Below are 24,864 nucleotides of genomic sequence, written 5' to 3' on the forward strand. Positions count from 1 at the left end.
TCGGCATTCCGTTAAGAACGGATCGGGCTTTGGCGGGGCGGCGCAGCTTTTTGGGTTAGCGTGCCGCCGGCCCCTTCACGCGGCCGGAAAGCACCCCGAAACCTTCGATGATCGCTTCCTGGTTTTCAAGTCGCGTCACTTCGAGCTGCACTTCCTGAAGCGTGCGCAGCAGTTGCGGCACCGCCTCGAGGTCGCCCTCCTCGGTCGCATGCGCAAGCTCGCGCTCGAGTTCACGTCGCTGCCAGTGCAGCGCCTTGGACCGCTGGTGCAAGGCCAGCGCCTGCAGGTAGCCTTCGCGGGCATCCTCGGGTGCGGCCGCCGTCGTCGCGGTCCAGAGCCGCGCATAGCGGATCTGCTGGTCTATCGCGCCGATCAGCGGACCAAAGCCTTCCGCCTCCAATTGCTCGATCAGGCCTTCGCGCGTCAGGCGCGGCCCGTGCGCGGCGGCAGCATTCAGCACCGCCGCCCAGCAGCGCTGCAGATCGCGATGGTCGAACTCGATCGTCGAGATCTCGTCATACTCGTCGAACAGCAGTTGCGGGTGGTTGACGATGGTGAGTGCCAGCACGCTTTCGCGCAGCAACGGCGCAATCTGCTGCCCGCTGACGAGCGAAGACCGCGCCAGCCGATCGGAAATCGCCGTGGGTCCGGCCGCATTCGGCCCCCTCGCCCCGCCGGCGCCACGCGGTCCGCCACCTTGGCGGCCGCCACGTTCGAAGGGACGCCGCTCGCCCCGCCCCGCCCCTGACGATTGCAGGAAGGCGTTCAGACGGTCCCGCATGTCCTGGCCATAGTGGCGGCGCACGCTTTCGTCGGCGATGACGGCAGTCACCTGCTTCAACCGCGCTTCGAGCTCAGCGCGTTTTTCCGGCGTGTCGAAAGATCCGCCCTGGATCTCGCGCTGCCAGACCATGTCGGCAAGGGACCGTGCATTGGCGAGCACCTTGTCGAAGGGCGCGCGGCCCTCATGGCGCACCAGATCGTCCGGGTCCTTGCCATCGGGCAGCATGGCGAAACGCACCGAGCGGCCGGGCTTCAGATGCGGCAGAGCCAGGTCGACACCGCGGTTGGCGGCGCGGATGCCGGCGCCATCGCCGTCGAAGCAGAGCACCGGCTGCGACGTCATCTTCCAGAGCAGGTCGAGCTGGTTTTCGGTCAAGGCAGTGCCGAGCGGCGCGACCGCGTTCTCGACGCCCGCCTGATGCAGGGCGATCACGTCCATATAGCCTTCGACCGCGATGATCGTTCCGGCAGCGTCGTCCGGCCCGGCATCGCCCACGCGGGAAGCGCCTTGCGCCGCGCGGCGGGCGCGGGCGAAATTGTAGAGCACATTGCCCTTGTGGAAGAGCTCGGTCTCGTTCGAGTTCAAATATTTCGCCGGCGCATCCGGCGACATGGCGCGGCCGCCGAAGGCGATGACCTTCTCGCGGGACGACAGGATCGGAAACATGATGCGGTCGCGGAAACGATCGTAGGAAACGGGCACGTCAGGTCCGTGCACCACGAGGCCGCAAGCCTCGATCTGCTCCTTGCCGATACCCTTGCCGGCGAGAAATTCCTTGAGCGCATTGCGGCTGTCGGGCGCATAGCCCAGGCGAAAGGTCTCGATCGTGCGGCCCGTCAACCCGCGCTCGCGCAGATAGGCGCGCGCCTTGGCGCCGTTGGCGGTCTGGAGTTGGTCCTCGAAAAACTGCGTCGCCAGTTCCATGACGTCGAGAAGGCTGGTGCGCTCCTTCTCCCGTCGTTCGGCCTGCGGGTCGGGTTGCGGCATGGCAACGCCCGCCATGTCAGCGATCTGCTGCACGGCTTCCGGGAAGCTCAAGCCTTCGAGATCGGTGAGGAAGCGAAAATGATCACCGGAAACGCCGCAGCCGAAGCAATGGTAGCGGCCCTTGCGGTCCTCGCAGTGAAAGCTCGGCGACTTCTCCCCGTGAAAAGGGCAGCAGGCCCAATAGTCGCCGCGCGAAACATTGGTCTTGCGCCGGTCCCAGGTGACGCGCTTGGCGATCACGTCCGAAATCGGCACGCGATCGCGTATCTCGTCAAGGAAGGACTGTGAAAAGCGCATCAATACCTCTGGATCGCAGCGAGCCTGGTGCGATCCAGGTTCATCGCGATGGATTGCGGAAGCGGACGGGTCGCAGACAAGGCATCCTACGCTCGCCCACGCGCGATCGCCCATATAAGCAGCATGACGCGAGGAAGCCATCGCTTCCACCCGCCTTTCACGCAATTCACAGATCAAGCGATCGCCGACGACGGCGAGAAAGCGTGCCCGCCTCTTTCGAGACGGGCCTGCTGCATGTTTCCTTTAATCGTAGCCGGTTAAAGGACAAAGACATGCAGCAATTCAAAGTGCTACAGCGACCTTTGCGCGTCTGATAAGACGTGCAGCGCTGTAGGATTACTTCAGCAGTTCCTTCACCAGGCCGGAAGCCTTGGCGAAGTCCATCTGGCCGGGATAGCGCTCCTTGAGCACGTTCATGCACTTGCCCATATCACGCAGGCCCTGCGCCCCGGTTTCCTGGATGACCGCGGTGCAAAGCTCGCGAACCTCCTCTTCCGACAATTGGGCCGGAAGGAACTGGTTGATGATGCCGATTTCCTGGCGCTCCTGCTCGGCAAGCTCCGGCCGGCCGCCCTCGTCGTAGATGCGGGCCGACTCCTCGCGCTGCTTGATCATCTTGGCGAGGATCTGCAGGATTTCGTCATCGCTGACCGGGTCCTTGCCCTGGCCGCGATTGGCGATGTCCCGGTCCTTGATCGCCGCCTGGATCAGCCGGACGGTCGAGGTACGCCGTGCGTCCTTGGCTTTCAGGGCTTCCTTCAGTGCGTCAGCGAACTGGTCGCGCATGTTCATACTCCATGTCGAAACCGGCCCGCGGTGCTCTGCCCGGAACCGGTTCGAAACCATCATTGTTGTCGTCGTCTTAAACCAGTGTGACAGGCGCAATCAAACGGAATACGCAACCGCTTGAATTATAAGGAATTTTATTTCCTGACAATTCACAGCGGCCGGTTGACCCGGATAAGCGCTTTGGGTATTTTCCCGCACCTGCACAACATCGGCATGAGAGCACTTTCCGCGGGGTTTCCGCGCGTCCATGCCTGAGCACATGAAATGGCGATCGACCGCCGGGCTTTCAAGTCCCGCGCTTCACGCCGCAACGGGATAGGAACGATGACCGCGACACCCGCATGGACCACTGAAAAACCAACCGCACTGCTCGTTCTGGCCGACGGCACCGTGATCGAAGGCAAGGGCATCGGCGCGACCGGCAAGGTGCAGGCGGAAGTCTGCTTCAACACCGCACTGACCGGCTACCAGGAAATCCTGACGGACCCTTCCTATCTCGGCCAGATCGTCACCTTCACCTTCCCGCATATCGGCAACATCGGCGCCAATGACGAGGATATCGAGGACCTGACGCCGGCAGCCCGTCATGGCGCGGTCGGCGTCATCTTCAAGGCCGATATCACCGAGCCGTCCAACTACCGCGCCGCCAAGCATCTCGACGCCTGGCTGAAGGCGCGCGGCATCATCGGCCTCTGCGGCATCGACACCCGCGCGCTCACCGCCTGGATCCGCGAGAACGGCATGCCGAACGCCGTCATCGCCCACGACCCCGCAGGTGTCTTCGACATCGAAACGCTGAAGGCCGAAGCCAAGGCCTGGAGCGGCCTCGAAGGCCTCGACCTCGCCAAGGTCGCAACCTCGGGCCAGTCCTCGCGTTGGGACGAGAAGCCCTGGGTCTGGAACGAAGGCTATTCGACACTCGGCGAAACCGATGCGGCCTACCACATCGTCGCGCTCGACTACGGCGTGAAGCGGAACATCCTGCGCCTCTTCGCCGGCCTCGACGCCCGCGTCACCGTCATGCCGGCCTCGACCAGCGCCAATGACGTGCTGGCGCAGAAGCCGGACGGCATCTTCCTTTCCAACGGCCCGGGCGACCCGGCGGCAACCGGCGAATACGCCGTGCCGGTCATCCAGGACCTGTTGAAGACCGACATTCCGGTCTTCGGCATCTGCCTCGGCCACCAGATGCTGGCGCTCGCCCTCGGCGGCAAGACCGAAAAGATGCACCAGGGCCACCACGGCGCCAACCATCCGGTCAAGGACCACACGACAGGCAAGGTCGAGATCGTCTCGATGAACCACGGCTTCGCGGTGGATTCGAAGTCGCTGCCGGAAGGCGTTGAAGAGACTCACATTTCGCTCTTCGACGGCACGAATTGCGGCCTGCGCGTCGCCGGCAAGCCGGTCTTCTCCGTCCAGCATCACCCGGAAGCCTCGCCCGGCCCGCAGGACAGCCACTATCTCTTCCGCCGCTTCATGAACCTGGTGCGCGAGAAGAAGGGCGAACCGGCACTTGCCGAGCGCTGACGGAACCCGACAAAGCGATAGGGCCGCGTCCCTGCCGCCACAGAATCAAACCCCTCTTGGCACTTGCCGGGAGGGGTTTTTTATGTCCGACATACCAGCGCGTACCACAGAACCATTGCTGGAAGGGAGCAGGTCATGGCCAATCCCGTTGTGTTCGGCGCCGACTACAGCGTCTATGTCAGAACCGTTCGCCTGACGCTCGAGGAAAAGGGCGTCGGCTATCGGCTGGTGCCCGTCGACGTCTTTGCCGAGGGCGGTCCTCCACGCGACTATCTTGAACGGCAGCCGTTCGGTCGCATTCCTGCCTTCGAACATGACGGCTTCAGGCTCTATGAGACGGGCGCGATCATTCGCTACGTCGACGAAGCCTTCGAGGGGCCGGCGCTCCAGGCTACGGATTTGCGGCAAAGGGCCCGCGGCAACCAGATCATCAGCATGATGGACGCCTATGGCTACCCGGTCATGGTGTGGGGCATCTACGTCGAACGGATATCGAAACCCGCTGAAGGCGACCTGACCGACGAAGCGCGCGTCAGAGAGAACCTCCCGAAGGCCGCCACCCTGCTCAAGGCATTGAGCGACCTCATGCAGGACGCACCTTGGCTTACGGGTGATCGCCTGACCTTGGCCGATCTGCATACGGCTTCCGTGTTCGCCTATTTCCTCCTGACCCCGGAGGGCCAGACGCTCATCAAGGACCATCCCAATCTGGTGGATTGGTGGTCCCGAATATCCGAACGGCAGAGCGTGCTGGCCACGCGCCCCACGGCCTGACGGTTCGGTCAGGCGTTTCCTGGACGGGAATCACTCGCCGAGGCGCTCGGCGATGAAATCGACGACCGTGCGGACCGAGGGAAGCTGGCCGCGCCGGTGCGGCATCAAGAGCGTCGTCGTCACCAGCCCCGCCTGCCAATCGGGCAGCACCCGCACGAGGCTGCCATTGTCGATTTCGGCGCGGCACAGTTTGCGCGGCAGGGCGGTGATGCCGAGGCCGACAAGCGCCGCCTCGAGGAGAACGCGGGTCTCGTCGGCGACAAAACGCGGCTCGGGGCGCACGGAGGCAGCAACGCCGTCTCGATTGTGAAGCGTCCAGCCGTCGCTTGCGAGCGACGTCAGCAGGCCATCATGGTCATTGAGATCGCCGGGCTGGAGTGGTGTGCCGCGCCGGGCGAGATAGTCGGGCGCGGCAACCAGCCAGATGACCTCCGTTGCCACCCGCCGCTGGACGAGACCGGAATCGGGCAAGGGCGCGAAATGATCGCGCACGGCAATATCGAAGCCTTCCTGGATGAGGTCGACGAAGCGGTCGGTCGCGTGCAGCACCACCCGCATCTTGGGATAGGCCAGTGCCAGTTGCGGCAGCAGCCCGGCCAGCGTCATCTGCGCCGTCGGCACCGAGGCCGTGACGCGCACGGTGCCGCTCGGCTCCGCAAGCCTGCCCTTGACGACCGCCTCCGCGGCTTCCGCCTCGATCAGCATCGCGGCCGCGTGGCGATAGAAGTCCTCGCCGATCTCGGTCACGGTAAAGCGCCTGGACGTGCGGTTGATAAGCCGGACGCCGAGCGTCCTTTCGAGCTCCGCCACGCGCTTGCTGAGCGTCGACTTCGGCACGTTGAGTCCACGCGCCGCCGGCGCAAAGCCCTTGTGGTCGACGACATGGGCGAAGATGATGAAGTCGTTGAGATTGCGCATCATGGCTCGCCTCCTGTCCATAGGCGTGGACGATATATCCACGACGGTGCGAGATCCGCAACGTCGTCCACGAAACTTGCCGGACATTGGATCGGGGCGATCTTTGAAAGAAGATCCGGCGGAAGAAATGATTCTGTTTTCAGCGGCTTGGCCGGCCGATTTGAATCGGATTGCTCGCGCCTTCTATCAAAGCACGAACGAAAAAGGGCCCGCCGGAGACGGCAGGCCCACTGTTTGTCTCGGCGTCGGCCGAGCTTACTTGCAGGCAGCGCAAAAACGCTGGATGCGGCGGCAGGCTTCCTCAAGCTGCGCTTCCGAGGTCGCGTAGGAGATGCGGAAGTTCGGGCCGAGACCGAAGGCCGAACCATGCACGACGGCCACGCCTTCGGCTTCCAGCAGTTCGGAGACGAAGTCTTCGTCCGTCTCGATGACCTTGCCCGACGGCGCGGTCTTGCCGATCAGGCCGGCGCAGGACGGGTAGACGTAGAAGGCGCCTTCCGGCGTCGGGCACGAGATGCCCTTGGCCTGGTTCAGCATCGACACCACGAGATCGCGGCGGCCTTCGAAGATCTTCTTGTTCGCGGGGATGAAGTCCTGCGTACCGTTCAGCGCCTCGACGGCAGCCCACTGCGCGATCGAGGTGGCGCCCGAGGTCTGCTGGCCCTGGATCATGTCCATGGCCTTGATGAGCTGCAGCGGGCCAGCAGCGTAGCCGATGCGCCAGCCGGTCATGGCGTAAGCCTTGGAAACGCCGTTCATGGTGAGCGTGCGGTCATAGAGGCCGGGCTCCACTTCGACCGGGGTCGCGAACTTGAAGTCGCCATAGGTCAGGTGCTCGTACATGTCGTCGGTGAGCACCCAGACATGCGGATGTTTCATCAGCACGTCGGTCAGCGCCTTGAGCTCGGCATGGCTGTAGGCAGCGCCCGACGGGTTGGACGGCGAGTTGAAGATGAACCACTTGGTCTTCGGCGTAATCGCCTTTTCGAGGTCCTCGGCCTTGAGCTTGAAGTTGTTTTCCTGCTTGGTCGAGACGAAGACCGGCGTGCCGCCGCACAGCGCCACCATTTCCGGATAGGAAACCCAGTAGGGTGCCGGGATGACAACTTCATCGCCCGCGTTCAGCGTCGCCATGAAGGCGTTGAAAAGAATTCTGCTTTCCCCCGGTGCCGACGATTGTCTGGGCCGCCGTGTAGTCGAGGTTGTTCTCGCGCTTGAACTTCTTGGCGATGGCTTCGCGCAGTTCCGGAATGCCGGAGACCGGCGTGTACTTCGTCTCGCCGCGGTTGATCGCGTCGATCGCAGCCTTCTTGATATTGTCGGGCGTATCGAAGTCCGGCTCCCCGGCGCCAAGGCCGATCACATCGCGGCCTTTCGCTTTCAGCTCACGGGCTTTCTGCGAAACGGCGATGGTGGCGGAAGGCTTTACACGGGAAAGGGCATCGGCAAGGAAGGCCATGGGTGAAGGTCCTGATCGTTTCGAGACGAGGTGATCGCTACGGAACGTAAAAAACCAGGCTCCATAGCGGTTAGGTCTATGTCGAAAGACGCCCGGTCTTGCAAGCGCCGGAACGGCAAAAACGCCGGAAACGCGGGCAAAAAGCGTCACCATGACAAAGTTTCATGAATGCCATCAGCACGGTCGATCGCGCGCAGGCCCCGAACGAAGCTCAGTCGTGGGTCGACGGCAGCGAAAAACGGAATTATGGCGACCGTTTGATCGACCACGAAACGTATCAGCCGGAAACGGTTGTTGATCGCGATTTATTCAAAAAAATCAGCGCAATCGCACAATTTCGCAAATGCCATAATTTGGCCACGACAACTGTCGCGGAACGCCGCAATTCCGTCCTGCAAGAGCCGGTTTCCGGGCCTCTTCTTCGATCATCCGAACACATTCGCATTACGGGGGTTATGCAATGTTTCTCGACGACGAAATCGCCTCATTAAAGACCGGACGGAATGAAGCGCGCTGGGGCATGTATCTGGCGATCGCAGCGCTCGCCGCCTGCATCCTGATGCTCATCGGCCTGATGACCCAGGCTGCCGCGCAAACGCCAGACGCCAAACCCCAGCAGATGGCAGGCTATGTTCGCCCCAACGATTTGGGCACCGGCGCCCTGCTCTTTCCGTCGAAGGAACCCGGCTATTTCGTCGAGGCGCCGCGGCTGGCGACGGACGTGACGATCGACGTCAACGGCCCGATCATGCGCACCCGCGTGACCCAGCGCTTCGAGAACCCCAGCAAGGGCTGGGTCGAAGGCACCTATGTCTTTCCGCTCCCCGAGGACTCGGCCGTCGATACGCTGAAGATGCGAATCGGTGACCGCTTCATCGAGGGCCAGATCAAACCACGTCAGGAAGCCAAGGAGATTTACGAGCAGGCGAAGGCCGAGGGCAAGAAGGCGGCACTCCTGGAACAGCAGCGCCCGAACATCTTCACCAACCAGGTCGCCAATATCGGCCCCGGCGAAACGGTCGTCGTGCAGATCGAGTATCAGAGCGCGGTCCGCCAATCGAACGGGCTTTATTCCCTCCGCTTCCCGATGGTCGTGGCACCCCGCTACAACCCGCAGCCGATCGTTCAGACCGTCGATCTCGACAGCCGCACCGGTTATGCCGTCAACGACCCGGTTCCCGATCGCGAAAAGATCGAGGCCCCAGTTCTCGACCCCAAGGAGAACGCCAAGGTCAACCCCGTCACGCTGACGGTCAATCTCAAGGCAGGCTTCCCGCTCGGCGAGGTGAAATCCGCCTACCACGACGTCGACATCGCCAACCTCGACGATCTGAGCCGCCGCGTCACGTTGAAGGGCGACAGTGTTCCAGCCGACCGCGACTTCGAGCTCACCTGGAAGGCGATCGAGGGCAAGAGCCCCTATGCCGGCCTCTTCCGGGAGACGGTGGACAAGAAGACCTATCTGCTCTCCTTCGTGACGCCGCCGGCCGCAGCAGCCGACGCCGTAGCCAAGCCGGTCAAGCGCGAGATCGTTTTCGTCATCGACAATTCCGGCTCCATGGCCGGCCCCTCGATGGAGCAGGCCAAGGAAAGCCTGGCGCTGGCGATCTCGAGGCTGAAGCCCGAGGATCGCTTCAACGTCATCCGCTTCGACGACACGATGACCGTGCATTTCCCTGATCTTGCCGAGGCGACGCCGGACAAGCGCGAGGATGCGATCGCCTATGTCCGCGGCCTGACCGCCGACGGCGGTACGGAAATGCTGCCGGCGCTCGAAGCGGCGCTGCGCAGCCAGGGTCCGGTCCAGGCCGGCGCCCTTCGCCAGGTCGTCTTCCTGACCGATGGCGCGATCGGCAACGAGACGCAGCTCTTCGACGAGATCCAGAAGAACCGCGGTGACGCCCGTGTCTTTACCGTCGGCATCGGCTCGGCCCCGAACAGCCATTTCATGACCAAGGCCGCCGAATACGGCCGCGGCAGCTTCACGCTGATCGGTTCGGAAAACCAGGTGGCCGAGCGCATGGGCGAGCTCTTCACCAAGCTCGAAAGCCCTGCAATGACCGATATCTCCGCGAACTTCGAGGGCGCATCGGCAAGCGACATCACGCCGAACCCGATGCCCGATCTCTACCGCGGCGAACCGGTGGTGCTGACGGCCGAACTCGACGGCACCGCACCCGCGGGCAAGCTGCAGATTCTCGGCAAGGCCGGCGACCAGCCCTGGCGGGTCGAAATGGACATCGCCAAGGCCTCGACCGGTCAGGGTATCGCCAAGCTCTGGGCGCGTCGCAAGATCGATGATCTCGAGGCAAGCGCCGCCTCGATTGCCGACCCCGCCACGCTCGACAAGCGGATCGAGACCGTCGCACTCGCCCACCACCTTGTTTCCCGCGTCACCAGCCTCGTCGCGGTCGATGCCACGCCGTCGCGCCCGGCAGGCAAGCCGCAGGCCGAAACGAAGCTGCCGCTCAACCTTCCGGCCGGCTGGGACTTCGGCAAGGTGTTCGGCGAAAAGCCCGCCGGGAGCACCCCCGGCAAGGTTGACGAACGCGACGCCGCGATCGAAAGCCGGACCAAACTTGCCATGGCGACGGCAGACCGGATGCTGGCGGCACCCACGGCGCGTGCAGCGGGCCTGATCGCCGAGGCCAACAATCAGGTAAACCTGCCGCAGACGGCAACGGAAGCGGATAAGCAGATCCTGATCGGCCTGATGCTGCTGGCTTTCGCCCTCCTCGCCGGCACGGCGTTCGTCTTCTGGCGCGCGCCGATTGCCGCCGTCATGCTCGCGGGAGTGCGCCGTCGTGGCCGCTGACAACCAGAAGCCCGAGCCTCGCCCGGGCTTTCTCGCCCGCCTCTCGGCGGTCGAAACGATCGTGCTCGCGGTGATCGCCCTCATTGCCCTTGCCGGCCTGATGCTGATCGGCAAGGGCTTCTACATGAAGGCCAAGGCCGAAGTCTCCCAGGTGCTTCTGAAGCGCACCTTCGAGGCGCAACTGCACGGCAACCCGGATGGCAAGCCCTGGCCTTGGGCCGACTTCCAGACGACGGCTGAAATCACCGCGCCACGGCTCAACCGCTCGGCGATCGTGCTCGAAGGCGCCAGTGGCGAGGCGCTCGCCTTCGGCCCGGCCTGGCTGACGACGACGCCGCGGCCCGGCGACGAAGGCACCTCCGTCATCGCCGCACACCGCGACACGCATTTCCGCTGGCTGAAGGACGTCAATCCCGGCGATCTCCTGGTGCTGACACGCAAGGATGGCCGGCGCTTCCTGTTCCGGGCCGGCGAGAGCCGCGTCGCCCGCTGGGACGAAAGCGGCATCAACGCATCGGCCACCGGACACCATCTGGCGCTCGCCACCTGCTGGCCCTTCGATGCGGTCGAACGGGGGCCGATGCGCTACATCGTCAATGCCGATCTCATCGGCGAACAACGGCCTGTGCCGCTGACGACGGGCTCGATCTCGAAATAAACCGCTTTTGATCGGATGTGACTTGAACCGCTTCGTCTCCCGCTCCAGCTTGCCTGTTGAACGAATCGGCCCGGAGAAGCGGAATGCGGCGAGCGGATGCAGAAGCGTCGAGACACTTGGGCAAGCGGCGGCGCATCCCGGCGTTCGCGATGCTCGCCGCTCTGGCCACGATCGTCGCGCCTTCCGGCGCCCGCTCCCAGGAGACGCGTGAATTCCCGAGCCAGCACGGCACACTGCGGGTCGAAACCCTGGCGACCGGCCTCGAACACCCGTGGTCCGTCGAAGCGCTTCCCGGCGGCGGCCTGATCGTCAGCGAACGTCCCGGCCGGTTGAGGATCCTGCGCGACGGCAAGCTGTCGAAACCCCTGAAGGGCGTGCCCGAGGTCGCCGAACACGGCCAGGGCGGCCTGCTCGACATCGCCCTCGACCCCGGCTTCGCCAAGAACAGGACGCTCTATCTGACCTTGGCCGCCAACGGCAAGGGCGGCTATGGCACCGCCGTCGCGCGGGCAAAACTGGCCGATGACGAGAGCGGTCTCACCGACGTCAAGGAACTCTTCCGGATGAAGAAATTCACCGGCAAGGGACAGCATTTCGGTTCCCGTATCGCAATCGCAGCCGACGGCACCCTGTTCTTCGGCATCGGCGACCGCGGCGAAGGCGATCGGGCCCAGGACCCGCGCGATCACGCCGGCGCCATCCTGCACATCAACGCCGATGGCAGCATTCCCGGATCGAACCCTTATCGCGGCGGCACCGGGGGACTGGCGGAGATCTGGTCGAAGGGCCACCGCAATCCCCAGGGCATCGCCTTCGACCCGAAGGACGGCACGCTGCTGACCGTCGAGCACGGTGCCCGCGGTGGCGACGAGATCAACAATCCGCAGGCCGGCCACAACTACGGCTGGCCGATCATCACCTACGGCAAGGACTATTCCGGCGCCGAGATTGGCGAAGGCACCGCGAAGGAAGGCCTCGATCAGCCGCTCTTCTATTGGGATCCCTCGATCGCCCCCGGTGCGCTTGCCGTCTATCGCGGCAAGATGTTTCCTGAGTGGGATGGTGACCTGCTGGTCGCCGCGCTGAAGTACCAGCTTCTCGTCCGCCTGGAGCGTGACGACAGCGGCGCCATCGGCTCCGAAGAGCGGCTGTTCGACGGCGAGTTCGGCCGCATCCGCGACGTCGTCGTCGCGCCGGACGGTGCATTGCTGATGGTGACCGACGAGGAGGACGGCGCCGTTCTGCGCGTCTCCAAGGGCGCGACGCAATAGGAATTCAGGCCTTCGCTCCCACCTCACGACAGCCGGTCGCGAAACTCCCTGCGGAACATGAACTTCAGCCCGGACCAGACCGCATCGACGGCGCAGACCTTCACGTCGACGAGGCCGAGCGGCAGGAAGACGTCGCGCAGCACATCCTCCGTCAAGGTCGTCGGCACCTTCGATGCCTTCTTCGGCCAGGAAATCCAGAGCATGCCGTCAGGCCTCAGCCGGGCCGCAACCTCCGGCGCCAGGCCATCCAATAGGGAGCTCTGCGTCTCGAACACATGGATATAGTCGTAGCTGCGCCCGGCGACACGACTGATCGAGCTTTCGCGGGTCGAGAAGCCGGAAAAGTCCGTGATTTCGCCGAGCCCGAGCGGAACGCCAAGGAGCAGCGCCGCCTGCCCCGCTTTCAAGCCGAGCTTGCGGGCAAGCGGGGTGCCGGAATATCCGCTTTCATTCATCGCCATCTCCGAGCGACATGAACGCCGACGATGAGCCTTGCCCGCCCAGAACGCAACTGCTAGACGGCGGCCTGTCCGAGGAGAGAAACGACATGCCCCGCATTCAGGCCAATCTGCTGCTGTTGATATCAGGCGCGATCTGGGGCGCCGGCTTCGTCGCGCAGTCGACGGCCATGGATACGATCAGCCCGCTGTGGTTCATCACGCTTCGTTTTGCGATCGCGACATTGGTTGCGATGCCCTTCGCCGTCATCGAAACGAGGCGCGCGGCCGAGCCTCTGCGGCTGACGACCGTGCGCAATTTCATCTTCATCGGCCTCGCACTTTTTGCCGGCGCAGCGACCCAGCAGTTCGGCCTTCTCGACACCAGCGTCACCAATTCCGGCTTCCTGACCGGGCTCTATGTCGTCTTCGTCCCCGTGCTGACGGTCGTCTTCCTGCGCCGCAAGCCGCATTGGGTCATCTGGCCAGGCGCGCTGATGGCTCTCTTCGGCATCTTCCTCTTGAGCGGCGGCACCCTGTCGGCATTGAGCGGCGGCGACTACCTGACGATCCTGTGCGCCCTCTGCTGGGCGGTGCAGTTGCTGCTCGTCGGCCTCTTCGCCCCAAGCAGCGGCCGGCCGATGTTGCTTTCCATGACGCAGTTCGCCGTCTGCGCGGTGCTCGGTTTCCTCCTCGCGGTGAAGACGGGGCCGCTGAGCCTTGCGGCCGTGGAAGGCGCCCTCTTCGAAATCCTCTATGCCGGCATCTTCTCCAGCGGCCTCGCCTTCATCCTGCAGGTGGTGGGCCAGCGCTACACCACGGCGCCGCAGGCGGCCATCTTCCTTTCGAGCGAGGCGCTTTTTGCCGCGCTCTTCGGCGTTCTCCTGCTTGGCGAAGTCATCACGCCGATCGGCTATGCCGGCTGCGCCATCATCTTCGCGGCAATGCTTGCGGTCGAGATCATACCCGAGCTGACCAGAAATCGCCGCGCGCAAGCCGCCACCTGAAACCGGACATTGCGGCCGCAGCCGACGCTGCGCCAGGAACTATATCAGCGGCCAGTCCGGCGTCGGGCTGATGCTTTACTTACTATTGTACCGGGCCATCAAAGCCGTTGCTTCGGCGTAGCGCGCGATGCGCGGCGCAATCGACCGGTCCAATCCATACCTGCAGACTTTCTGCAAGATTCTCGCATAAAAACCGCACGACGCGAGAAGCATCAAATATATCAGACAGTTGCGAATGCCGGGCTGAGCCGGCGTTCAATGAGCCTCCTTGCGGCTGCATCGAAAAACGGCAAAAACCCACTCAATTTTGCGGCACTCATTTTCAAAAAGCTGTGATTTCAACAGCTTGCGATATATCTTGAAGGAGGGACAACAAGCGCGAAAATGACCGGTTTTTGAGCAATGACAAGACGCAATACCACGCCTGAAAAGTTTTGCTTGCCAATTCAAAATAAACCCATCACTCTTACTCTGTTCGGGCAATCTGCGAACACGGGAAGATCTTGAAATAAAAGCGGGCCGGAGACGCAAAACTCCGGGCGGCCAGACCGGGGAGACGCATGAAAATGCAACTTCTCCAATGGCTGGCTGCGGTAACAGGACCCTTTCCTCAGACGTCGAGAACTGCCTGCCAACGCCCATCCGGGCAAACTGCAATGCCGCCCGTCCGTCAAACGGGTGGAGAGAAAAGGACCTGACGCATGGCCGAAACTGGCACTGTAAAATTCTTCAACACCGACAAGGGCTTTGGTTTCATCAAGCCCGACAACGGTGGTGCAGATATCTTCGTACACATTTCCGCAGTCCAGGCTTCCGGCCTGAACGGTCTGACGGAAAACCAGAAGGTGAGCTTCGACACCGAACCGGATCGCCGCGGCAAGGGCCCGAAGGCGGTCAACCTGCAGATCGCCGGCTAACGCCGACATCTGCTGACAAATTCACAGTTGAAGCCCGGCAAACTTGCCGGGTTTTTTTTGTTCAGGCTCGGTTCATGGTGGCGGCATTAACCTCCCCTCATCATGAAATCCGGATTGATCCGGTCCATGCGATAGGATTTAAAGCCCATGAACAAGTTCATCAAAGCAGCCGTTCTTTCGGTCGCCGCCGCCGCCATGGTCATCCCGACCTTCGGCGTCGCCCAAGCAACCCACCGGCATCACGACAACAGCGATGCATGGGCGGCCGGCGCAGCGGGCCTCGTCGCCGGCACGCTGATCGGCGGCGCGATCGCCTCGCAGCCGCGCTCCTACGGCGGCTACGACGACCGTGTCTATGTCGATCCGGAACCCGAATATTACGAGCCGCGGCCGGTCTACCGTGCCCGCCCGGTCTATCGTGAGGTTTATCGCCCGGTTGCCGTCGAGACCTATGGTGTCGAGCCTTGGACGCCGGCATGGTACCGCTATTGCTCGCAGCGCTACCGCTCGTTCGATCCGGACAGCGGCACGTACATTGGCTATGACGGCCGTAGCCGTCTCTGCCGCTGAGTGAGATCTATAGCGCCGCGCGCCTCAGACGCGCAAAGGTCACTGTAGGACTTTGATTTGCTGCATGTCTTCGTCCTTAAATCGAGGTCGTTTAAGGAGACATGCAGTAGAACTTGAAAAGCACATGTCTCGCCCGAGGCATGTGCTTTTTTTCTTGCGATGCAGGCATCGCAGGCGTGCTGTCAGAGCCCGCGCAGATAGGGATTGGTGCGGCGTTCCTCGCCGATCTGGCCGCCGGGGCCATGGCCGCAGATGAAGCCGACATTGTCGCCGAGCGGCAGGATCTTGTCACGGATGGAATCGAGCAGTTGCTGGTGATTGCCACCCGGCAGGTCGGTGCGCCCGATCGAGCCGTGGAAGAGAACGTCGCCGACATGGACGAAATTCTGTGCCCGGTTGAAGTAGACGACGTGGCCGGGTGCGTGGCCGGGGCAATGCAGGACCTCGAAGACATGATCGCCGAAGGAAACGGTATCGCCCTCTTCGAGCCAGCGATCCGGAATGACGTTCTGGACCTTCATCGCCAGTCCGAAACGCTCCGCCTGGGTCTCCAGCCGTTCGAGCAAAGGCAGGTCGTCCTTGTGCGGGCCGATGATTTCGAGCCCGAGGGCATCCTTCAATTCCTTGGCACCGCCGGCGTGGTCGATATGGCCATGGGTGATCCAGATCGCCGTCAGCGTAATGCCGTTCTCGCGAACCGTCTGCAGGATGATATCGACATCGCCACCAGGATCGACGACAACGCCCTCCTTGGTTTCGCTGTCGAACAGCACCGTGCAATTCTGCTCGAAATGGGTAACTGGAATGATGCCCGCCTGTAACATGCGCGTCTGCCTCTATAGGATCTGTTGTTCTTCCTATAACGGCAATTGGCGCCGGTGACAGCGCCAATCAGCGCAGAATGGCGACTTGGCTCGTGGCGACTTGCGGCGCCGGCCATTGCACGGTCGTCATCAGCAGCGCCGAAATTGCCAGTTCGGCGGCAACGACGATGCGCACGACGGGCTTCAGGCCGCGGGCCGTGACGTTGTTTTGATCCTGTTGAATATCCTGCATTTTCGTCCCTCTCCTGCTGCCAGTTCTTCAGGCGCTCGGGCCGCGGCAGCAGAGAGAGAATGTCACGGCGTCACATTTCGTGACGTTCCCGGGGGAACATCCGCGCGCACGCGGGCGTTTCGCCCTCATCAATAAGAGGAGAAAGATGATGGTGAAGCTTACCCGCCCCCTGTTGCGAGCCGCTGCGGCCGCGGGTTTGGTGTTGACGGTCGGCATACCGGCCGCCTTTGCAGCCATGACCGCCACCACAGTCACGGATCTCAACATTCGCACGGGTCCGGGCCCTCAATATCCGACAGTCGGCCTGGCGACCCGCGGTAGCACCGCGGTCATCGACGGCTGCATCGAAGGCAGCAAATGGTGCCGCATCGACATCAATGGCGTACGCGGCTGGGTCTATGCCCAATATCTGACGACTGACCTCGGCGGTTCGGCCGTCGTGGTACAGGAACGGCGCGCCGACCTCGCGATTCCCGCCGTCACCTATGAGGCGCAGCCGAGCGATCCGGTGATCGTCAGCAGCGGTGATGAGCTGATCGGCCCGGTCGAAGAGATCGACCCGATCGTGCCGCCGGAGACCGTACGCACCTACATCGCGTCGAACCCTGGCGAAACCGTCTACCTCGATGGTGAAGTCGTGGTTGGCGCCGAGCTGCCGCAGACGGTCGCGGTTCACCGCGTGCCTGACTATAACTACGACTACGTCAGCATCAACGGCCAGCCCGTACTGGTCGAGCCGGCGACGCGACGCATCGTCTACGTCTATCGATAACGAGCCCCCTTGCCACTCCGGCGATCAAGCGGTCGCCGGAGAATACCGTGCCTTCCGCCTCTTCTCCCATCGTTCGACCTCCACACGAATCACGCGTTTCGTTTCAACGCAGACCGAGAACCGATCGTTCTGGATACCAGAGCGTGCTTCCTCTCTGCCACCGCGAAACGCGGCTTCCGGCTGAAATCAAACCATTTCAATAGGTAAGATAGCGGCCATCGGGGCGGCGATTTCGTTCAAATTGACAATAATCCAGATTCGGCTTCAACCTATCGGTGCCGGATCATCGGCTTTTGGTGGCTCGTCCACGACGAGCCACGACACGGGAGGGATCAATGGAAGCATTAATGCCTATCATTACCCAATTGATCGCGGGGGCGGTTGGCGGCAACGCAGCCAGCGCAGTGTTGAAGCAGCAGGCATTCGGTATCGTCGCACGGACAATCGTCGGCGCGATCGGCGGCCTGGGCGGAGGGTTCCTCATTCAGATGCTCGGCGGCGAAGCCGCCGCGACCGGCCTTGCCGTGGAGGCCATCGGCGGCCTGGTCGGCGGCGGCGTGCTGAGCGGCATTGTCGGGCAGTTCCTCGGCAAGACCGCCTGACCCGATCATCCGTAGCAAGACAAAAGGCGGCCCGGGGCCGCCTTTTCTGCATCCGAGACAATTCCAGATGGCGTTACTCGGCGGCCGCAGCAACCGGGTAGACTTCCTTCATGTAGTCGTTCATCAACGTCTCAGAGATCGTCGCCGGGGTGAAGCGATAGGGGCCGATTTCGGAAACCGGCGTAACTTCGGCGGCGGAGCCGGTCAGGAAGCACTCGGTGAAACCGGACAGTTCCTCCGGCATGATCGCCCGCTCGACAACCTCATAGCCGCGGCGCTTGGCAAGCTCGATAACCGTGCGGCGGGTAATGCCGTCGAGGAAGCAATCCGGCACCGGCGTATGGATGACGCCGTCCCTGACGAAGAAGATGTTGGCACCCGTCGCTTCGGCCACCCGGCCGCGATAGTCGAGCATCATCGCATCCGCATAGCCCTTGGCTTCCGCCGCATGCTTGGAAATGGTGCAGATCATGTAGAGCCCGGCGGCCTTGGACTTCGAAGGCGCGGTCTGCGGATCCGGGCGGCGATACTCGGCGATGTCGAGCCGGATGCCCTTCAGTTTTTCCGCCGGGTTGAAGTAGCTGCCCCATTGCCAGATGGCGATGGCGACATTGATGCGGTTATTCTGCGCCGAAACGCCCATGCTCTCGCTGCCGCGCCAGGCAATCGGCCGCACATAGGCTTCGGAGAAGCCCTGGCGCTTCAGGAGCTCCACGCTCGCCTCATCCAGTTCTTCCACCGAATAGGGAATCTTGAAGCCGAGGATATCGGCCGACTTGTGAAGGCGCTGGTTGTGTTCCGTCAGCTTGAAGATGCGTCCGCCATAGGCGCGCTCACCCTCGAAAACGGCGCTGGCATAGTGCAGGCCATGGGTCAGCACGTGAATCTTGGCGTCCTTCCATGCGACGAACTCGCCGTTGAACCAGATCTCTCCGTCCAACTGATCAAATGGAACCGCTGCCATAGTGTCATCCTCCGGCGCATATGCGCCATTCTCTGTTGATTATCGTCCTGCTTTCAGTCTATCGGCAAACTGACTGAGGGAAAATTCAATTTCGTGATTTTGGATTTGCGATCGGAACGGCGGGGCTTATCCTTTCAAGGTGTTGCCAACGCCAAATGTCTCGCTTACCGAGCGAGGACGCTAATGACGCGGTAAAAATATGTCAATAAAGCTGACGTATTTTTCCGAATGTTTCGCAAGTTGCAATCTGGCTGAAAGGAAATGACCGCGTGGCCGGCCAATCCAAAGAGAACACCCGGTATCTCAGCGATGCCGCCGCCGATGATGACACGATCGATTTCGAGATCATCGAGTTGCTCTTCTTTGCCTATCGCGACTTCACCTCCGACCCGGATGCGATCCTTGAAAAGAGCGGCTTCGGGCGGGCGCATCACCGGGTCGTGCACTTTGTCGACCGTGAGCCCGGCATGACCGTCGCCGACCTTCTCGACACGTTGAAGATCACCAAGCAGAGCCTTGCCCGCGTCCTCAAGCAATTGATCGACTCCGGCTACATCCGCCAGGAAACCGGCCCTGAAGACCGCCGCCAGCGCATGCTCTATACAACCGAGGAAGGCCAGGCGCTGGCGCGTGCGCTGGCCGAGCCACAGTCCCGCCGCATAGCCGATGCATTGGCAAGATCGGGTCCGGGCGCGCGGGAAACGGTCAAGCGCTTTCTCGCCGGAATGAAGAACGCCGCAGACTGACACGAGGCTTGCCGCCGGCAGACGGCGCGGGAGCCTGGAATTTGGGAAGCGTGGAATGACGACAAAAGCGACTGTCTCGGACGATGCGGCTCACCTTCTGGTCGTCGACGACGACCGGCGCATCCGCGATCTCCTCAACCGCTATCTGGTCGAACAGGGATTCCGGGTGACGACCGCGTCCGATGCGGACGAGGCGCGGCGCAAGCTCGTCGGCCTCGACTTCGATCTTCTGATCGTCGACGTGATGATGCCGGGCGAGAGCGGCATCTCGCTGACCCATAGTCTCCGGCAGATCAAGTCCGTGCCGATCCTGATGCTGACGGCCCTGGCGGAATCCAATTCCCGCATCGAAGGTCTCGAGGCCGGGGCCGACGACTATCTGTCGAAGCCCTTCGAACCCCGCGAACTGGTGCTGCGCATCAACAACATCCTGCGCCGTAACCAGCCGGCCCAAGCGCCCAAGGTCGACCAGGTGATCTTCGGTCCCTACACTTTTTCGGTGGTGCGCAAGGAACTCCGGCGCGGCGCCGACCACATCCGCCTCACCGACCGCGAACAGGAGATCATGACGCTCTTCTCGCAGCGCGCCGGAGAGACCATCCCGCGCCACGAACTGATCGGCGACGATGCCGAAGTGGGCGAGCGCACGATCGATGTGCAGATCAACCGCCTCCGGCGCAAGATCGAGGACGATCCGTCCAATCCGGTCTGGCTGCAGACGGTGCGCGGCATCGGCTACCGGCTGAGCGTGGACTGAGATGGCAGCCCTTCCGATGAGCGCAGCGTCCCATGGCAAGCTTTGACGGCATAGAGCGCGGGGCGGCGGGTTCCAGCGACAATGCCTGGCGGCGCTTCACGCGCTGGCTGCGCCGCCGCCTGCCGATGGGCCTTTATGCCCGGTCGCTGCTCATCGTAATCATCCCGATGGTCCTCCTGCAGTCGGTCGTCGCCTTCATCTTCATGGAGCGCCACTGGCAACTGGTGACGCAGCGCCTGTCGGCCGCCGTGACCGGCGACATCGCCGCGATCGTCGATCTCATCGATACCTTCCCCGATGATCGCAACATTGCCGAGATCATCCGCATCGCCCGCGAGCAACTCGATCTCAGCATCTCCGTCGATCCGCCTGGCGAACTGCCGCCGCCGCGCCCAAGCCCCTTCTTCGAAATCCTCGATCAGATCCTCGGCGAGGAAATCTCCAACCAGGTCCGCCGCCCCTTCTGGATCGATACGGTCGGCAACTCCAAGCTCGTCGAGATCCGCATCAAGCTCGACGACGGCCGTATTCTGCGTGTCTACGCCCGGCGCAACCAGGCCTATGCCTCGAACACCCACATCTTCCTCGTGTGGATGGTGGCGGCATCGCTGGTGCTGCTGGCGATCGCGATCCTGTTCCTGCGCGGCCAGATCCGGCCCATCCTGGCGCTGACCAAGGCAGCCGAAAGCTTCGGCAAGGGCCAGAAGATCGACGACTTCGCGCCGCGCGGCGCCGACGAGATCCGCCGCGCCGGCCTTGCCTTCATCCTGATGCGCGAGCGCATCGAGCGCCAGATCGAGCAGCGTACCGCAATGCTGACGGGCGTCAGTCACGACCTCAGAACCATCCTCACCCGCTTCAAGCTGCAGTTGGCGTTGGCCGGCAACAATCCGGATCTCGAAAGCCTGAACCAGGATGTCGAGGACATGCAGAACATGCTTGAGGGTTACCTCGCTTTCGCCCGTGGCGAAGCGGAAGAGGACGTCGGCCAGTTGAAACTCAGCGACCTGATGACGCGGCTTGCCGCAGAAGCCGAACTGCTCGGCAAGACGCTGACCACCTCGATCGAGGGCGAGGACGAGGTTCGCGTCCGGCCGAACGCCTTCACCCGCCTCGTCGCCAATCTCGCCTCGAACGCCTATCGCTACGCCAACACCGTCAACGTCGACGCCCGCCACAGCGCCAAATGGGTCACGATCACCGTCGACGACGACGGTCCAGGCATTCCCGAGCGATCGCGCGAAGACGTTTTCAAGCCCTTCTTCCGCCTTGACGAGGCACGCAATCTCGACAGCTCCGGCACCGGCCTTGGCCTTGCGATCGCCCGCGACATCGCCCGCAGCCACGGCGGCAACGTTACGCTGGGCGACAGCCCGCTCGGCGGCCTCAGGGCAACAGTGCGCGTGCCGGCTTGACCTCGATGCGGTGACGGGCCACTGCTCGCCCGGGAATTGGGGCAGAGGGACGGAACATGTCGGGCACTATCGACTCGAATGAATGGGAACGACGGCTGGCTGAACTCTGGGCTGCCTTCGGCGCCACCGACGCCGAAACCTTCGTCGCACGCATCGAGGCGCTGGCGGCCGAACTGCCGGAAAACCACGCCATAGGCCTGTTCGAGCGAGCCTGTGCACAGGACTCGACCGGCCATGAGACGGAAGCCGAACCTCTCTATCGGCAGGCGCTTGAAACCGGTCTCACCGGCATCCGCCGCCGGCGCGCCACCATTCAGCTTGCCAGCACCTTGCGCAATCTCGGCCGGGCCGGCGAAGGCATCGCCTTGCTCAGCGCCGAGCGGACGGAACCATCGGACGAGTTCGACGATGCGGTCGTCGCGTTCCTGGCTCTTTGCCTGGTCGATGCCGGACGCGCCCAGGAGGCGGCTGCGCTTTCGCTCGGCGCCCTGTCGCGCCACCTCCCCCGCTACAACCGGTCGCTCAAGCGCTATGCCGACGCGCTGCTGTCTGACGCGTAAGCACTACCGCTTGTAGATCGACGTCAGGCCGCGGCGTTCGTTGAAGCGGTGCCAGGCGTCGATGCGGCGCGGGTGGCGGGCGCGCATGACATCGAGCGGCGCCAGAAGCCGGCCCTCGCGGCCGAGGGCTTCGTCGAGGATCTCGATGATCCGCCGGTTCGGCCAGGGCTTGCGGGTGATCGTCAGCAGCGCCTGGAAGGCTTCGTCCTCGCGGCCCGCGCCGAACTGATGGGCAATCAGCCCATAGGCGAAGGCGGTGGAACGGCTGACGCCGGCGTGGCAATGCACGAGAATGCGGCTCGACGCATCCTCGGCCGCGGGGCGCATCGCCTCGAACACGTCCAACACCAGATCCGGAAAATGCTGGGTGGCGGTCGGGTTTTCCTGGTCGCGCATGCGCACGACCCGGTGGCTCGCGTCAGTGATGACAGGCACGTTGGCATCCGGCAGCTCCGGATCGAGCAGCGAAAGCACGTGGCTCGCGCGCCAGTCGCGCGCAGCATCAGCAGCGCGCCAGAGACAGGAGACCTTGACGCGTTCGGAGACCACTTCGAATGAAATCGTCATAGGGATCACATCAGTTTTTTGCCGTTGGGGACCGACCGTTCGGTGGCAGCCAGCACGATCGCGCCGGCCTCGTCTTCAAAGCCCAGCGTCAGCACTTCGGAGCGGACAGGCCCAATCTGGCGTGGCGGAAAATTGACCACGCCCAGCACCTGCCGCCCGACGAGATCTTCCGGACGATAGTGCACGGTGATTTGCGCCGATGACTTTTTTATGCCGATCTCCGGGCCAAAATCGATCTTCAGCTTGAAGGCCGGCTTGCGCGCTTCCGGAAAGGGCTCGGCCTCCACAATCGTGCCCACGCGAATGTCGACGCGCTCGAAATCAGCAAATTCAATAGTTTCAGCCATAACAATGTCCTTAGTGAAACGGTCTTCGCCGCCGGGCTTAAAGCATCCGGCGAGATTCCGGAAGGTTCCGCGCCGCAGCGGCGCCATTGAAGCAGCAATCGTCGACGCCCACGAAATGGATCGGCCCCACGACGATGTCGCGGGGCCGCAATCTGCATTTGGTTGGCGTGCGCGCTCTAGTAGGCCGTGCGTTCATAAGAACGCACAAAGGATGCTCTAGCACTTTGATTCTAGGCCATCTTTCCGCTTTCAAGTGATTCCACTTGAAACTGGATGCTCTAGCCCGCCAGCTCTTCCGCCCGTTTGCGCGCAGCCGCGATCGCCTTGTCGAACAGCGGCTGCATGCCATCGTCGGCCATCAACACGGAGAGTGCGGCCGCCGTCGTGCCGCCGGGCGACGTCACGTTCTGGCGTAGCCTTGCCGCTTCGTCCGGGGATTGGTGCAACAATTCTCCCGCCCCCGCGACGGTTTCCCGTGCGAGCCGCATGGCGAGGTCCGCCTCGAGGCCGGCCTTGCGCCCGGCCTCCGCCATGCACTCGACGAGATAGAAGACATAGGCCGGACCGCTGCCCGAAACGGCCGTCACGGCATCGATCTCGGCTTCGGTCCTGACCCATTCGACCGGACCGCTCACCTTCAAGAGATCGTGAACCTGGGCGCGCTGCGCTTCGCTGACGCGCGCATTGGCAAAGGCGCCGGTGACGCCGCGGCCGATCATCGCCGGCGTGTTCGGCATGGCGCGAACCGTGGCCGCTGCGGCGAGATGCGTTTCGATGAAGGCGAGCGTCTTGCCGGCCGCGACCGATACGATGACCGTGTCCGGCCCGACGAGCGGCTTCAGCGGCGGCAGCACGGTTTCCATCACCTGCGGCTTGACCGCCAGGAAGATCACGCCCGCCTGGACACCGGATGGCGCCGAGGTCGCATGGGTCACGCCGTTATCGGCGATGAGCTTGGCCATGGCCGGCGGCGGGCCGGGATCGACGACGAGCACGTCGGCGCCCTTGACGCCGCTTTTCAGCCAGCCGGAAAGCATGGCGCCGCCCATATTGCCGGCGCCGACGAGGACGATGGGACCGGAAGCGGCATTCGTCATGATCAGGCCTCTCCAACCGTTTCAAACAGGACCGCATCGACGGCGCGCTGCGCGTCCATGCCGGACCAGACGACGAATTGAAACGCCTGATAATAGGATTCGCAAGCGTCGAGTGCGCTCGAAAGCAGAACTTCGACCTGCTGGTTGGTGGGCTCGGCGCCGCCGGCAAGCAGCAGCGACTGGCGGAAGATCACCACTTCCTCCTGGCGCCACAGGTCGAAGTGGCCCATCAGCACCTGTCCGTTGATATGGGAGAGCAGGCGGATGACTTCGTTGACCCGGCTTTCCGGAACCTTGATGTCGAAGGCGCAGGCGAGATGCAGAGCCTCGAATTCCTCCATCCAGGAGAAGGAAACGTGGTAGTCCGCCCACTTGCCTTCGACCGTCATGGCGATTTCGTCTTCGCCGGATCGTTCGAACGACCAGTCGTTGTTTGCGGCCACGAACTCGATCATATCGACCGGGTTGGATTGGCGCTCGACTTCCATTTCCAAAAGGCTCATGCATCACCCTGTATAGGTGTGGCGCAGACGTGCATCATCACGCTCACAAGACGCAACGCTGCAAACCCGACACCGATTACAAACACACTATGATTGCTGAACTCACATCCATCCTGGCTGACTTACCCTGCCCGGAGCTTGCGTGGTTCGTTTCGAATCATCATTTAAAATCAGTGTATAATGGCGGAGTCAGGCTGCCAGCCCCCGGGCCGAAAAATAGCCGGGATGAATCGCGTCCACGTTGTCATTTGGATGAAGCGCGAGA

26 protein-coding genes and 1 pseudogene are annotated in these 24,864 nt (G+C 62.9%); 15 read left to right on the plus strand and 12 right to left on the minus strand.

From position 1 onward, the window contains the following. Positions 1-55: 55 nt before the first annotated feature. Both dnaG and AC1Z3V_RS30830 read right to left on the minus strand, forming a co-directional pair. On the minus strand, positions 56-2,068 hold the full coding sequence (gene dnaG, locus AC1Z3V_RS30825) for a DNA primase (RefSeq protein ID WP_429815981.1): 2,013 nt from the start codon (positions 2,066-2,068) through the stop codon (positions 56-58). A gap of 336 nt (positions 2,069-2,404) precedes the next feature. Further along, the gene (locus AC1Z3V_RS30830; protein WP_429815984.1) at positions 2,405-2,854 is read right to left on the minus strand and encodes a GatB/YqeY domain-containing protein; all 450 of its coding nucleotides are present in this window, start codon (positions 2,852-2,854) and stop codon (positions 2,405-2,407) included. A gap of 327 nt (positions 2,855-3,181) precedes the next feature. Between AC1Z3V_RS30830 and carA the strand changes: the two genes are divergently transcribed. Further along, the gene (gene carA / locus AC1Z3V_RS30835) at positions 3,182-4,387 is read left to right on the plus strand and encodes a glutamine-hydrolyzing carbamoyl-phosphate synthase small subunit (RefSeq protein ID WP_429815987.1); all 1,206 of its coding nucleotides are present in this window, start codon (positions 3,182-3,184) and stop codon (positions 4,385-4,387) included. Positions 4,388-4,522: 135 nt separating this feature from the next. After that, positions 4,523-5,161: a glutathione S-transferase family protein gene (locus AC1Z3V_RS30840; protein ID WP_483503803.1), complete on the plus strand. Its 639-nt coding sequence runs from the start codon at positions 4,523-4,525 to the stop codon at positions 5,159-5,161. Between the two features lie 30 nt (positions 5,162-5,191). Here AC1Z3V_RS30840 and AC1Z3V_RS30845 read toward each other — a convergent pair whose 3' ends face one another. Further along, positions 5,192-6,079, minus strand: a complete 888-nt coding sequence (locus AC1Z3V_RS30845; protein WP_483504185.1) for a LysR substrate-binding domain-containing protein — start codon at positions 6,077-6,079, stop codon at positions 5,192-5,194. Between the two features lie 255 nt (positions 6,080-6,334). Next, positions 6,335-7,538: pseudogene (locus AC1Z3V_RS30850) on the minus strand (pyridoxal phosphate-dependent aminotransferase). A 164-nt stretch (positions 7,539-7,702) separates the two neighbouring features. Here AC1Z3V_RS30850 and AC1Z3V_RS30855 point away from each other — a divergent pair. From AC1Z3V_RS30855 to AC1Z3V_RS30870, 4 genes are all read left to right on the plus strand, one after another. Continuing rightward, positions 7,703-8,029 (plus strand): hypothetical protein, encoded by a 327-nt coding sequence (locus AC1Z3V_RS30855; protein WP_483503805.1) that lies wholly within the window; start codon positions 7,703-7,705, stop codon positions 8,027-8,029. Beyond that, positions 7,999-10,353 (plus strand): marine proteobacterial sortase target protein, encoded by a 2,355-nt coding sequence (locus AC1Z3V_RS30860; RefSeq protein ID WP_483503807.1) that lies wholly within the window; start codon positions 7,999-8,001, stop codon positions 10,351-10,353. Before AC1Z3V_RS30855 ends, AC1Z3V_RS30860 begins: the two co-directional genes overlap by 31 nt. Next, positions 10,310-11,011, plus strand: a complete 702-nt coding sequence (locus tag AC1Z3V_RS30865; protein WP_483503809.1) for a class GN sortase — start codon at positions 10,310-10,312, stop codon at positions 11,009-11,011. The genes AC1Z3V_RS30860 and AC1Z3V_RS30865 overlap by 44 nt, the downstream gene beginning before the upstream one ends. Before the next feature lie 149 nt (positions 11,012-11,160). After that, positions 11,161-12,282 (plus strand): PQQ-dependent sugar dehydrogenase, encoded by a 1,122-nt coding sequence (locus AC1Z3V_RS30870; protein WP_483503810.1) that lies wholly within the window; start codon positions 11,161-11,163, stop codon positions 12,280-12,282. Between the two features lie 23 nt (positions 12,283-12,305). Here AC1Z3V_RS30870 and AC1Z3V_RS30875 read toward each other — a convergent pair whose 3' ends face one another. After that, the gene (locus AC1Z3V_RS30875) at positions 12,306-12,737 is read right to left on the minus strand and encodes a hypothetical protein (RefSeq protein WP_483503812.1); all 432 of its coding nucleotides are present in this window, start codon (positions 12,735-12,737) and stop codon (positions 12,306-12,308) included. 92 nt (positions 12,738-12,829) lie between these two features. Between AC1Z3V_RS30875 and AC1Z3V_RS30880 the strand changes: the two genes are divergently transcribed. The 3 genes from AC1Z3V_RS30880 to AC1Z3V_RS30890 all read left to right on the plus strand — a co-directional run bounded on the left by AC1Z3V_RS30880 (position 12,830) and on the right by AC1Z3V_RS30890 (position 15,213). Continuing rightward, complete coding sequence (locus AC1Z3V_RS30880) at positions 12,830-13,726, plus strand: DMT family transporter (protein ID WP_483503814.1); 897 nt, start codon at positions 12,830-12,832, stop codon at positions 13,724-13,726. A 701-nt stretch (positions 13,727-14,427) separates the two neighbouring features. Further along, complete coding sequence (locus AC1Z3V_RS30885; protein WP_057253168.1) at positions 14,428-14,643, plus strand: cold-shock protein; 216 nt, start codon at positions 14,428-14,430, stop codon at positions 14,641-14,643. A gap of 147 nt (positions 14,644-14,790) precedes the next feature. After that, entirely contained in the window at positions 14,791-15,213 is a 423-nt protein-coding gene (locus AC1Z3V_RS30890) for a BA14K family protein (protein ID WP_429816013.1), read from the plus strand. A gap of 182 nt (positions 15,214-15,395) precedes the next feature. On the opposite strand, the gene AC1Z3V_RS30895 is transcribed toward AC1Z3V_RS30890, so the two are convergent. Together AC1Z3V_RS30895 and AC1Z3V_RS30900 are read right to left on the minus strand one after the other, a co-directional pair. Further along, complete coding sequence (locus AC1Z3V_RS30895) at positions 15,396-16,037, minus strand: MBL fold metallo-hydrolase (RefSeq protein WP_483503816.1); 642 nt, start codon at positions 16,035-16,037, stop codon at positions 15,396-15,398. A gap of 67 nt (positions 16,038-16,104) precedes the next feature. After that, on the minus strand, positions 16,105-16,269 hold the full coding sequence (locus AC1Z3V_RS30900; RefSeq protein WP_483503818.1) for a hypothetical protein: 165 nt from the start codon (positions 16,267-16,269) through the stop codon (positions 16,105-16,107). A gap of 148 nt (positions 16,270-16,417) precedes the next feature. On the opposite strand from AC1Z3V_RS30900, the gene AC1Z3V_RS30905 reads away from it, so the two are divergent. Together AC1Z3V_RS30905 and AC1Z3V_RS30910 are read left to right on the plus strand one after the other, a co-directional pair. Further along, positions 16,418-17,041 carry a DUF1236 domain-containing protein gene (locus AC1Z3V_RS30905; protein ID WP_429816022.1) on the plus strand — a complete coding sequence of 208 codons (624 nt, stop codon included), beginning with the start codon at positions 16,418-16,420 and terminating at the stop codon, positions 17,039-17,041. 335 nt (positions 17,042-17,376) lie between these two features. After that, the gene (locus AC1Z3V_RS30910; RefSeq protein ID WP_429816025.1) at positions 17,377-17,643 is read left to right on the plus strand and encodes a hypothetical protein; all 267 of its coding nucleotides are present in this window, start codon (positions 17,377-17,379) and stop codon (positions 17,641-17,643) included. Positions 17,644-17,716: 73 nt separating this feature from the next. Here the strand turns inward: AC1Z3V_RS30910 and AC1Z3V_RS30915 are convergent, their stop codons facing one another. Further along, entirely contained in the window at positions 17,717-18,607 is an 891-nt protein-coding gene (locus AC1Z3V_RS30915) for a branched-chain amino acid aminotransferase (protein ID WP_483503820.1), read from the minus strand. 269 nt (positions 18,608-18,876) lie between these two features. On the opposite strand from AC1Z3V_RS30915, the gene AC1Z3V_RS30920 reads away from it, so the two are divergent. From AC1Z3V_RS30920 to AC1Z3V_RS30935, 4 genes are read left to right on the plus strand one after another with little or no spacing between them, the layout of a single operon-like run. After that, a complete protein-coding gene (locus tag AC1Z3V_RS30920) occupies positions 18,877-19,353 on the plus strand; it encodes a MarR family winged helix-turn-helix transcriptional regulator (protein ID WP_429816031.1) in 477 nt (158 codons plus the stop codon). A gap of 55 nt (positions 19,354-19,408) precedes the next feature. Beyond that, the gene (locus AC1Z3V_RS30925) at positions 19,409-20,110 is read left to right on the plus strand and encodes a response regulator (protein ID WP_173517373.1); all 702 of its coding nucleotides are present in this window, start codon (positions 19,409-19,411) and stop codon (positions 20,108-20,110) included. 32 nt (positions 20,111-20,142) lie between these two features. Then, positions 20,143-21,525 (plus strand): ATP-binding protein, encoded by a 1,383-nt coding sequence (locus AC1Z3V_RS30930; protein WP_483503822.1) that lies wholly within the window; start codon positions 20,143-20,145, stop codon positions 21,523-21,525. A gap of 56 nt (positions 21,526-21,581) precedes the next feature. Continuing rightward, a complete protein-coding gene (locus AC1Z3V_RS30935) occupies positions 21,582-22,085 on the plus strand; it encodes a tetratricopeptide repeat protein (RefSeq protein ID WP_483503824.1) in 504 nt (167 codons plus the stop codon). A 3-nt stretch (positions 22,086-22,088) separates the two neighbouring features. On the opposite strand, the gene AC1Z3V_RS30940 is transcribed toward AC1Z3V_RS30935, so the two are convergent. The 4 genes from AC1Z3V_RS30940 to AC1Z3V_RS30955 form a co-directional block, all read right to left on the minus strand. Then, on the minus strand, positions 22,089-22,652 hold the full coding sequence (locus tag AC1Z3V_RS30940; protein WP_483503826.1) for a protein tyrosine phosphatase: 564 nt from the start codon (positions 22,650-22,652) through the stop codon (positions 22,089-22,091). Between the two features lie 5 nt (positions 22,653-22,657). After that, positions 22,658-22,999: a tRNA-binding protein gene (locus AC1Z3V_RS30945; protein ID WP_429816641.1), complete on the minus strand. Its 342-nt coding sequence runs from the start codon at positions 22,997-22,999 to the stop codon at positions 22,658-22,660. A 278-nt stretch (positions 23,000-23,277) separates the two neighbouring features. Further along, positions 23,278-24,096: a pyrroline-5-carboxylate reductase gene (gene proC / locus AC1Z3V_RS30950; protein ID WP_429816043.1), complete on the minus strand. Its 819-nt coding sequence runs from the start codon at positions 24,094-24,096 to the stop codon at positions 23,278-23,280. Positions 24,097-24,098: 2 nt separating this feature from the next. Next, positions 24,099-24,599, minus strand: coding sequence for a type III secretion system chaperone family protein (locus AC1Z3V_RS30955; RefSeq protein WP_043618087.1), 501 nt, complete (start codon positions 24,597-24,599; stop codon positions 24,099-24,101). Positions 24,600-24,864 lie beyond the last annotated feature (265 nt).

The organism is Ensifer sp. 38_S197 (assembly GCF_056924495.1).

What these genes read in the sequence shown, in the direction of transcription:
- dnaG (WP_429815981.1), bottom strand. Translation starts at nt 2,068, where the DNA reads ATGCGCTTTTCACAGTCCTTCCTTGACGAGATACGCGATCGCGTGCCG.
- AC1Z3V_RS30830 (WP_429815984.1), bottom strand. Translation starts at nt 2,854, where the DNA reads ATGCGCGACCAGTTCGCTGACGCACTGAAGGAAGCCCTGAAAGCCAAG.
- carA (WP_429815987.1), top strand. Translation starts at nt 3,182, where the DNA reads ATGACCGCGACACCCGCATGGACCACTGAAAAACCAACCGCACTGCTC.
- AC1Z3V_RS30840 (WP_483503803.1), top strand. Translation starts at nt 4,523, where the DNA reads ATGGCCAATCCCGTTGTGTTCGGCGCCGACTACAGCGTCTATGTCAGA.
- AC1Z3V_RS30845 (WP_483504185.1), bottom strand. Translation starts at nt 6,079, where the DNA reads ATGCGCAATCTCAACGACTTCATCATCTTCGCCCATGTCGTCGACCAC.
- AC1Z3V_RS30855 (WP_483503805.1), top strand. Translation starts at nt 7,703, where the DNA reads ATGAATGCCATCAGCACGGTCGATCGCGCGCAGGCCCCGAACGAAGCT.
- AC1Z3V_RS30860 (WP_483503807.1), top strand. Translation starts at nt 7,999, where the DNA reads ATGTTTCTCGACGACGAAATCGCCTCATTAAAGACCGGACGGAATGAA.
- AC1Z3V_RS30870 (WP_483503810.1), top strand. Translation starts at nt 11,161, where the DNA reads ATGCTCGCCGCTCTGGCCACGATCGTCGCGCCTTCCGGCGCCCGCTCC.
- AC1Z3V_RS30875 (WP_483503812.1), bottom strand. Translation starts at nt 12,737, where the DNA reads ATGAATGAAAGCGGATATTCCGGCACCCCGCTTGCCCGCAAGCTCGGC.
- AC1Z3V_RS30880 (WP_483503814.1), top strand. Translation starts at nt 12,830, where the DNA reads ATGCCCCGCATTCAGGCCAATCTGCTGCTGTTGATATCAGGCGCGATC.
- AC1Z3V_RS30885 (WP_057253168.1), top strand. Translation starts at nt 14,428, where the DNA reads ATGGCCGAAACTGGCACTGTAAAATTCTTCAACACCGACAAGGGCTTT.
- AC1Z3V_RS30890 (WP_429816013.1), top strand. Translation starts at nt 14,791, where the DNA reads ATGAACAAGTTCATCAAAGCAGCCGTTCTTTCGGTCGCCGCCGCCGCC.
- AC1Z3V_RS30895 (WP_483503816.1), bottom strand. Translation starts at nt 16,037, where the DNA reads ATGTTACAGGCGGGCATCATTCCAGTTACCCATTTCGAGCAGAATTGC.
- AC1Z3V_RS30900 (WP_483503818.1), bottom strand. Translation starts at nt 16,269, where the DNA reads ATGCAGGATATTCAACAGGATCAAAACAACGTCACGGCCCGCGGCCTG.
- AC1Z3V_RS30905 (WP_429816022.1), top strand. Translation starts at nt 16,418, where the DNA reads ATGGTGAAGCTTACCCGCCCCCTGTTGCGAGCCGCTGCGGCCGCGGGT.
- AC1Z3V_RS30910 (WP_429816025.1), top strand. Translation starts at nt 17,377, where the DNA reads ATGGAAGCATTAATGCCTATCATTACCCAATTGATCGCGGGGGCGGTT.
- AC1Z3V_RS30915 (WP_483503820.1), bottom strand. Translation starts at nt 18,607, where the DNA reads ATGGCAGCGGTTCCATTTGATCAGTTGGACGGAGAGATCTGGTTCAAC.
- AC1Z3V_RS30925 (WP_173517373.1), top strand. Translation starts at nt 19,409, where the DNA reads ATGACGACAAAAGCGACTGTCTCGGACGATGCGGCTCACCTTCTGGTC.
- AC1Z3V_RS30930 (WP_483503822.1), top strand. Translation starts at nt 20,143, where the DNA reads ATGGCAAGCTTTGACGGCATAGAGCGCGGGGCGGCGGGTTCCAGCGAC.
- AC1Z3V_RS30935 (WP_483503824.1), top strand. Translation starts at nt 21,582, where the DNA reads ATGTCGGGCACTATCGACTCGAATGAATGGGAACGACGGCTGGCTGAA.
- AC1Z3V_RS30940 (WP_483503826.1), bottom strand. Translation starts at nt 22,652, where the DNA reads ATGACGATTTCATTCGAAGTGGTCTCCGAACGCGTCAAGGTCTCCTGT.
- AC1Z3V_RS30945 (WP_429816641.1), bottom strand. Translation starts at nt 22,999, where the DNA reads ATGGCTGAAACTATTGAATTTGCTGATTTCGAGCGCGTCGACATTCGC.
- proC (WP_429816043.1), bottom strand. Translation starts at nt 24,096, where the DNA reads ATGACGAATGCCGCTTCCGGTCCCATCGTCCTCGTCGGCGCCGGCAAT.
- AC1Z3V_RS30955 (WP_043618087.1), bottom strand. Translation starts at nt 24,599, where the DNA reads ATGAGCCTTTTGGAAATGGAAGTCGAGCGCCAATCCAACCCGGTCGAT.